Here is a 4,059-nt window from a genome sequence, read left to right on the forward strand (position 1 = left end):
CCGCCGTCGGGGCCGCGGCCCCGGCCTCGGCGGTCGACACCCCGGCTCCGGCGCTGACGGACGTGCCGCCGGCTGCCCCGACGGACAAGGGGTCCAACACCGGTCTGCCTCTGCCGCGCTATGCCGCCTTCCGAGCGGGCGAGGTCAACATGCGTTCGGGCCCCGGCGAGCGGTATCCGATCACCTGGGTCTATCACCGTCGCGACCTGCCCGTGCGGATCGAGCGCGAGTTCGATGTATGGCGTCTGGTCGAGGATTCGGACGGGGAAAAGGGATGGGTGCATCAGGCTGTGCTGACGGGCACGCGCACCTTCGTCATCCCCGGTCTGCCGCCCGAAGGCGCCGGTACCCAGGCGGGTGAGGCGAGTGCACGGGACGGGGATCATATCGGTCGCGCCGACACGCGCGTCATCGCGACCGTGCCGACCGCCCAGGATGCGGAACAGGTCGCCGGCGGGACGATCCTGCGCACCGATGCGTCGGACCAGTCCGGCGTCGTCGCGGTCCTCAAGCCCGGGGTGGTTGGAGTGATTCGGCAGTGCCCGGTGGGCTCGGACTGGTGTAAGGTTTCCGTGAAGAACCACGGCGGTTGGTTGCACAGGGGGGCGTTCTGGGGCCTCCTGCCGCAGGAAGCGATCCAGCCCTGAGCCGTCTGCGGATCTGCCCGGGGCAGGCTCACCGGCGTACCGGCCGGGCGCACGGGATTTGGTAAGGAAGAGAGTGAGGATGACCCCGACTATTACGTCGCGACTGCGGCGCACAAAGATTGTCTCGACCCTTGGGCCGGCCTCGTCGGACATCGCCGTGATCCGCAAGCTTGCCTTGGCCGGTGTAGACGTTTTCCGGCTGAATTTCTCGCACGGCGCCCATGCCGACCATGCCGCCCGGCACGAGGCCATTCGCGCGGTCGAGTCTGAGATCGGCCGTCCGATCGCGATCCTGGCCGACGTGCAGGGCCCAAAGCTGCGGGTCGGCGTTTTCGCTGACGGCAAGGTCGAACTGCGCCCGGGTGCGAAGTTCCGTCTGGATCTGAACGACGCGCCGGGAACGGTCGACCGGGTGCGTCTCCCGCATCCCGAGATCATCAGTGCGGCCCGCGTCGGCAGCAACCTGCTGCTGGACGACGGCAAGCTGCGGCTTGTGGTCGTCGCCACGGGTCCCGACTACCTCGAGACCGAGGTGGTGGTCGGTGGTTGGCTGTCCGAGCGCAAGGGCGTCAACGTGCCCGACATCGTGCTGCCGATTCCGGCGCTGACGGAGAAGGATCGTCGGGACCTGGATTTCGCGCTCGAACTGGGCGTGGAATATATCGGCCTGTCCTTCGTGCAGCGTCCGGAGGATGTCGAGGAAGCCAAGGCGATCGCGCGCGGTCGGGCCTGGATCATGACCAAGCTGGAAAAGCCGCAGGCGATGGACAATCTCGAGGCGATCCTCGAGCTGTCCGATGCCGTGATGGTCGCGCGCGGCGATCTGGGCGTCGAACTGCCGCCCGAGCTTGTGCCGCTGGCGCAAAAGCGGATCATCCGTCTGGCCCGTCAGCTCGGCAAGCCGGTGATCGTGGCTACCCAGATGCTCGAGAGCATGATCACCGCCCCCACGCCGACGCGCGCCGAGGCCTCCGACGTGGCGACCGCCGTTTTCGACGGCGCGGACGCGGTCATGCTGTCGGCCGAGACGGCCGCGGGACAGTATCCGTTGGAAGCCGTCGGCATCATGGCGCGCATCATCTCCACCGTGGAGCAGGACGCCGGCTGGCAGTCGCAGATGCAGGCGTCCCGCCCGCGCGCGGAGGCTTACGTGGCCGATGCGATCGCGGCGGCCGCCACCTCGGTGGCCGATGCGCTGGGGGCGCGCGCCATCGCGGCGTTTACGCTAAGCGGCACCACGGCGCTCCGTATCGCGCGCGAACGTCCGGCCTGCCCGATCGTGGGTCTGGCGCCGGAGGACGAGGTTGCGCGTCGCCTGAGTGTGGTCTGGGGCGTGCGCGCGCAGTCACTCGGTCAGGAGACACCGGTTCACACGATCGAGGACGTGGTCGGACAGGCGTCCGAGGCGGCGGTGTCCGACGGGCTGGCCCGCACGGGCGACCAGATCGTCATCGCGGCCGGTCTGCCGTTCGGCGTGCCGGGTTCGACGAACACGCTGCGGGTCTTCACGGTGACCTGAACAGGGCTGCCGGCCGTGTGAGGCCGGCGCCCGCGCGATCCGTCAGGCCTGCTGGTTTTCCAGCAGGCTGCGGCGGATACGCCTGCCGCGCTCGACCCGGTCGACGATAAACTCGGCGTCGCCCCAGCGAATGGCGCGCGCCATGGCCTGTGCGTCCTCGGTGAAGCGGGCGAGCATTTCAAGCAGCGCCTCGCGATTGTTCAGGAAGATGTCGCGCCACATGACCGGGTTGGAGGCGGCGATCCGCGTGAAATCGCGAAAGCCAGACGCCGCGAAATCCAGCACTTCCGAACGCGTCTCCTCCGCCAGATCGTCCGCCGTGCCGCAGATGGTGAACGCCAGCAGATGCGGCAGGTGACTGACAATCGCGCATACCTTGTCGTGATGGGCGGCATCCATCCTGCGCGTGCGCGCGCCCATTCGTTCCCACAAAGCCTGTATGCGGGCGATCGCGTCGTCGGGCGTGTCCGGCGTCGGCGTCATCAGGCACCAGCGGTTTTCGAACAGGGTCGGAAAGCCGGAGTCGGGGCCGGAGAACTCGCGACCGGCCATCGGATGGGCGGGGACGAAGGGCACGTCGTCACGCAGGTAGGGCGCGATATCGGCTATGATCGACGCCTTGGTCGAGCCGACATCCGTCAAAATCGCGCCCGGCTTCATGACCGGCAGCACCTCGGCGGCGACCGCGCCCATGGCTCCCACGGGTACGCAGAGCATGACGCAATCCGCCGCGCGGGCGGCGTCCGCCGCCGTGTCGGCCACCTCGTCGGCCAGGGCGAGCGTGCGGGCGATCTGCCGCACCTCCGCGCTGGCGTCGGTGGTGACGAGGCGCCCTGCAAGTGCGGGCTCGAGGCGCGCGCGCCGCAGAACGGACGAGCCGATATGGCCCGGCCCGATTACGGCCAGCGTGCCGAACAGCGGCTCACGCGGAGGGGACGGCTCGTGGGTCGGGGGCGTAGGAGAGGTCATGGGCATAGACTCGGAAACACGAGGGGATCGAAAGGCATCCTGGCCGCCGATCCACGGCAACCCTCAGGACGCGCTGCTCTTGGACATGGCCGGGTCGGCGTAGTCCTGCTGGCGTTCAAGGGTGCGTCGGTATCGCATACGGCGCATTTCACCGATCTGCCAGATCAGAAGGGCGGGAACCCCGATCACCAGATCGCGCCCGCGCCGCAGCAGCGACAGGCCCATGGACAGAGACGGGTCGATGCCAAACGCGGCGCCCAGCGCCATGTAGGCGGCTTCCTGTACGCCCAGCGACGCGGGGACGAGGAACGACGCCGACATGATGCCGCAGGTCACGCCCTCGATGGCGATGGCGTTGGTCAGCGACAGGTGGGCGCCCAGAAACCGGTAGGCCACCCAGATGGTGGCGGCGCTGCCGATCCAGGCCACCAGATGCAGGGCGGCGGCGCCGGCGATGCGGCCGGGGTGCGACCACATGTCTTCCAGCCGCTCCTGCAGGGTGCCCATGCCGTCCAGCATCGTGTGCTGCCACTGGGTTGCGATGTTGCGTCCCAGAAAGCGCGCCAGCCGCCGCATCGCTGTGCCACCGCTCTGCTGCGTCCAGATGAAACCGGCAATGCCGAAAGCCAGAAGCACCGCGCCGATCACGACGGGGCCGACGAACCGGTCCGATCCCTGGTGTCCGATCAGGCAGACGACGCCCAGAAGGACGAAGACGATCTGGCCCAGAACCTCGGTCGTGATGTCGACCACGTTGGCCGACGCCGCTTCGGGCCATGCGACGGCGTGGTGCCCGCCATGTTCGCGCTGGCAGGTGGCGCGCATGCCGATGACGATGCCGCCAAGGGCCGAGAACGGCAGGCAGGTGGCGGCGGCGTCGCGCACGATGCGCGCGCCCAGCAGATGGCGCAGGCCGATGCCCCG

At 68.9% G+C, this 4,059-nt stretch carries 4 protein-coding genes; 2 read left to right on the plus strand and 2 right to left on the minus strand.

Annotation, left to right across the window (positions count from 1 at the left end; genetic code table 11):
- Positions 1–647 (plus strand): SH3 domain-containing protein (locus tag HUK82_RS14900; protein WP_176614703.1); only part of this gene is annotated, 647 nt, incomplete at its 5' end.
- Positions 648–726: 79 nt separating this feature from the next.
- Entirely contained in the window at positions 727–2,166 is a 1,440-nt protein-coding gene (gene pyk / locus HUK82_RS14905) for a pyruvate kinase (RefSeq protein ID WP_176614704.1), read from the plus strand.
- A gap of 42 nt (positions 2,167–2,208) precedes the next feature.
- On the opposite strand, the gene HUK82_RS14910 is transcribed toward pyk, so the two are convergent.
- Positions 2,209–3,135 carry a prephenate/arogenate dehydrogenase family protein gene (locus tag HUK82_RS14910; protein ID WP_176614705.1) on the minus strand — a complete coding sequence of 309 codons (927 nt, stop codon included), beginning with the start codon at positions 3,133–3,135 and terminating at the stop codon, positions 2,209–2,211.
- Positions 3,136–3,198: 63 nt separating this feature from the next.
- Positions 3,199–4,059, minus strand: an 861-nt coding sequence (locus HUK82_RS14915) for a lysylphosphatidylglycerol synthase domain-containing protein (protein ID WP_176614706.1), incomplete at its 5' end; no start/stop codon positions are given.

It is taken from the genome of Ameyamaea chiangmaiensis, assembly GCF_013376175.1.
In the GTDB taxonomy this organism is placed as follows: domain Bacteria; phylum Pseudomonadota; class Alphaproteobacteria; order Acetobacterales; family Acetobacteraceae; genus Ameyamaea; species Ameyamaea chiangmaiensis.

Excerpts from the sequence above, each read along its gene's own strand:
- pyk (WP_176614704.1), top strand. The coding sequence starts at position 727 with ATGACCCCGACTATTACGTCGCGACTGCGGCGCACAAAGATTGTCTCG.
- HUK82_RS14910 (WP_176614705.1), bottom strand. The coding sequence starts at position 3,135 with ATGACCTCTCCTACGCCCCCGACCCACGAGCCGTCCCCTCCGCGTGAG.